This is a genomic window from Oleiphilus sp. HI0080 (genome assembly GCF_001635135.1).
Genome location: NZ_LWFU01000336.1, coordinates 1 through 3,721 on the forward strand (window position 1 = coordinate 1; position 3,721 = coordinate 3,721).

Consider the following 3,721-nt stretch of genomic DNA (forward strand, 5'->3'; position numbering starts at 1 on the left):
CTGGCTTAGGTAGTTTTGGTATTCAGGCGAATCTGGATACTGCTCTTGCAGCAAATTCGCCAAACTTTGAGCTTGATCATGCGCATTAAAGTGCTTAGCAATCCGAACTCCCTGCCACAAAGTCTGCGGCGAATGGCTCAATGCCTGGCTCGCTATCTGCTTGATGAGCCTGTTGTAGTAATACTGTGCCCGTTTGTATTCATTGAGCTTAAGTAACACCTCAGTGATTCCTGCTAAGGAGCCAGCATTAAAACGATCTAATTGGAGAGACCGCTCATACGCGTATTCAGCTTTGCTAGTGCTCCCCAATCGCAGATGACACAACGCAATATTCGTATAAACTTGGCTGCGCGCATTGTATGTAGTGTCTTCAGCGGCCCTAACGAACTGCTCGAGCGCCTCCTCAAACCGCTGCTGCGAAAATAACAGCGCACCGTAATAAGTTCTTCCACGAGTATATGTAGGGTCCGAAGACAAAGCTGTCTCAAACGACTCTTCAGCTAGTTTATATTCGCCTTGACGCGAAAAGATCAGACCCAATGCACTATTCGCTGCTGGGTTATCCTCATCAAGCTCAAGCGCTCTGTCCAAATGTTTTCGTGCACGCGTAAAATCTTCCCGCTTGATATATTCGAAACCCAAGTCAACATAACGGGCGATAGCGACCTCAGGATCAGCATTTCTGGAAAGCGAGCTGTCTGATGTCGTAACACAACCAGTCAGTGCGAGGAGAAAACTTGTGATTAATATGAAGTTCGATCGCTTTAGCAGCATTTATCCACTTACTTGTTGTAGGTTTATGTATCGCTCGCTTCGGCGTGTACGGTCTTCTACCTTACCAACCAACTGGCCGCAAGCGGCGTCAATATCATCGCCTCGTGTGGTTCTCACCGTTGTAATAAGCCCACCTTCCGTCAACCAATCTTGAAAGCAGCGCACTTCATTATTACTTGGTTTCTTATACCCACTGTTAGGAAATGGGTTAAATGGAATGAGATTCACCTTACACGGCAAACCCTCCAAAATTTTAATCAGCTGCGTTGCGTGTTCTCTACGATCGTTCACGCCCGCAAGCAAAGTATATTCAATGGTCGCCTTTCTCTTATCGGGCAAACCACTCAAATATTTACGTACTGATGTCAATAAAACATCAATAGGATATTTCTTATTGACCGGCACTAATTCATTGCGCAGCTTATCATTGGGGGCGTGCAGCGAAATCGCGATACTTGCGTCCGTGACCCCAATCATTCTCTCTATAGCAGGAACAACACCCGCCGTACTGATCGTTAAACGCCGCTTTGAGATACTGTAAGCATAATCATCCATCATTAGATCGACAGCATCCATAACGTTCTCAAAATTAAGGAGCGGCTCTCCCATCCCCATAAATACGACGTTAGTTACAGGCCGGTCCTTGCTTCGATCAATCCCCTCGAACGAACCAATCGCGTTAAAAATCTGGCCCACGATCTCCTCAGCACTTAAATTGCGATTAAAGCCCTGTTTACCGGTAGAGCAAAAACTGCAATCCAATGCACAGCCTATCTGAGAGGAAACGCACAAGGTTCCACGATTGCCTTCAGGTATGAGCACTGTTTCTATGCTACTTCCCCCTGGCATCTTCATAACCCACTTACGCGTGCCATCGGACGATATATGATGATAAATTACCTCGGGAGCAGTAATTTCGCAAATTTCCTTAAGTTTAGTACGTAAACTCTTGGAAATATTAGTCATTTCATCAAAATCAGAGACGCCGTATTGATGAATCCATTGCATGATCTGTTTCGCTCGAAATGGCTTTTCTCCCATTTCAGCAAAAAACGCTTCCATTTTTTTACGAGGCATACCAAGTAAGTTGGTACGTTGCTTTGGGGCGTTATCTGTCATTTAAATCACCTGTATTACGATGTCTCTATAAGCACAAAAGCAGGACTCCTCAGCGAAGCCCTGCTTTTGCTTAAAACACTACGCGAGGTATTAGCCGCGAGCGCAAATCTCATCTGCTGAGAAAAAGTAAGCAACTTCGCGTGCTGCAGACTCGGCAGAGTCTGAACCATGCACTGCATTCGCATCAATAGACGACGCGAAATCCGCTCGGATAGTACCTGCATCGGCTTCTTTCGGGTTCGTAGCACCCATCAAGTCGCGATTTTTAAGGACAGCGCCTTCGCCTTCTAATACCTGAACACAAACAGGGCCAGAAGTCATAAAAGAAACTAGATCCGCAAAGAAGGGACGCTCTTTATGCTCTGCATAGAAACCCTCAGCCTGCTCCTTAGAAAGACGAATCATTTTTGCTGCAACAATTTGCAAACCGTTTGATTCAAAACGATCATAGATTTTGCCAACAACATTTTTAGCTACAGCGTCAGGCTTAACAATTGATAAGGTGCGTTCTACCGCCATGGTTTCTATCCCCATTAAAATGTAAATTCGGCACACGGAATGCGCCATTCATAAATTGCGGCCGAATTATATGTCTGATTCACTCAAAAATATATCTTTGTACCGCGAGATTCGTAAAACTTAACGTTTTGGCACTATTGCGCCAACTTAGACAGCGCATTTCTCAATTGTGACGCCGCATCAAGGACTTCATCATCAGTAGTAAACCTTCCAAATGAGAATCGCAATGAGCTAAGAGCTTCTTCGTCGCCCAACCCCATAGCCTTCAGCACATGCGAGGGTTTCATGCTAGCAGAGTTACAAGCGCTTCCGGATGACACCCCAAGGTTTGGCAACGCAGTCAGCAGCATTTGCCCATCCACACCTGGAAAAGATAAATTAACAATGCCTGGGACAGTTTTTTCAGGATTACCATTTATTCTATACGTTGCACCACCAAGCATTTGTAAAAAACGCGCCCGATATCCAGCAACGCGTTCTTGCTCCGCCTGCATATCCTCAGTACACAACTGCAAAGCTTCCGCAAAACCTACAATCTGATGCACCGGCAACGTACCAGAACGCATACCTCTTTCATGCCCGCCTCCATGGATCTGCTCACGAACGCCAAACTCAGTAGATCGCCTAACGAACAGTGCGCCTACACCTTTCGGACCATATATCTTATGCGCACATAAGGAAATCATGTCTGCAGGCAACTCACTCAGGTTAATACGCAATTTACCTGCACTTTGCGCGCAATCAGCATGAAACAAAGCGCCATGCGATTTAGTGAATTGTGCCAGCTCCATAATCGGATTAACGACACCAGTCTCATTATTCACATGCATGGCAGAGACAAGAGCTGTGTCTGGCTGAATTGCAGCCGCTAAACGTTCAACACTGATGACGCCGTCTTCATCTGGGTCAATAAACGTCGTTTGGTAGCCCAAGCCAGCAAGGTATTCAAACACATCAAGAACAGCTTTGTGTTCGGTTTTTGAGGTGATGATATGTCGCCTCTCATCACCCTTGCCCCGCAAATATTCTAACGCCCCTTTGATAGCGAGATTATTGGACTCGGTCGCACCACTCGTCCAGACAAGTTCGCGAACATCACAATGCAACGATTTAGCAATTGTCTTGCGCGCAGCTTCAACGGCTGCCTCCGCCTGCCAACCAAGCATATGTGAACGCGAAGCAGGGTTTGCGAAACATGTTCCAACCCCAAGATAGGCGAGCATTTTTTCAACAACTCGCGGATCGGCCGGCGTTGTTGCTGCATAATCTAAATAAATCATCTGTTACTGTGAACCAAGACTTTACTGTT

General features: G+C 46.1%; 4 protein-coding genes. All 4 read right to left on the reverse strand.

Features of this window, described 5'->3' with window-relative positions:
- On the reverse strand, positions 1 to 774 hold a 774-nt coding region (gene pilW / locus A3751_RS04520), incomplete at its 3' end, for a type IV pilus biogenesis/stability protein PilW (RefSeq protein ID WP_068452689.1).
- Positions 775 to 1,893, reverse strand: a complete 1,119-nt coding sequence (gene rlmN / locus A3751_RS04525; RefSeq protein WP_068452694.1) for a 23S rRNA (adenine(2503)-C(2))-methyltransferase RlmN — start codon at positions 1,891 to 1,893, stop codon at positions 775 to 777. It lies immediately after the preceding gene.
- 90 nt (positions 1,894 to 1,983) lie between these two features.
- Positions 1,984 to 2,412, reverse strand: coding sequence for a nucleoside-diphosphate kinase (ndk, locus tag A3751_RS04530; protein ID WP_068452700.1), 429 nt, complete (start codon positions 2,410 to 2,412; stop codon positions 1,984 to 1,986).
- 134 nt (positions 2,413 to 2,546) lie between these two features.
- The gene (locus A3751_RS04535; RefSeq protein WP_068452697.1) at positions 2,547 to 3,692 is read right to left on the reverse strand and encodes a cysteine desulfurase family protein; all 1,146 of its coding nucleotides are present in this window, start codon (positions 3,690 to 3,692) and stop codon (positions 2,547 to 2,549) included.
- Positions 3,693 to 3,721 lie beyond the last annotated feature (29 nt).

What these genes read in the sequence shown, in the direction of transcription:
- rlmN (WP_068452694.1), bottom strand. Translation starts at nt 1,893, where the DNA reads ATGACAGATAACGCCCCAAAGCAACGTACCAACTTACTTGGTATGCCT.
- ndk (WP_068452700.1), bottom strand. Translation starts at nt 2,412, where the DNA reads ATGGCGGTAGAACGCACCTTATCAATTGTTAAGCCTGACGCTGTAGCT.
- A3751_RS04535 (WP_068452697.1), bottom strand. Translation starts at nt 3,692, where the DNA reads ATGATTTATTTAGATTATGCAGCAACAACGCCGGCCGATCCGCGAGTT.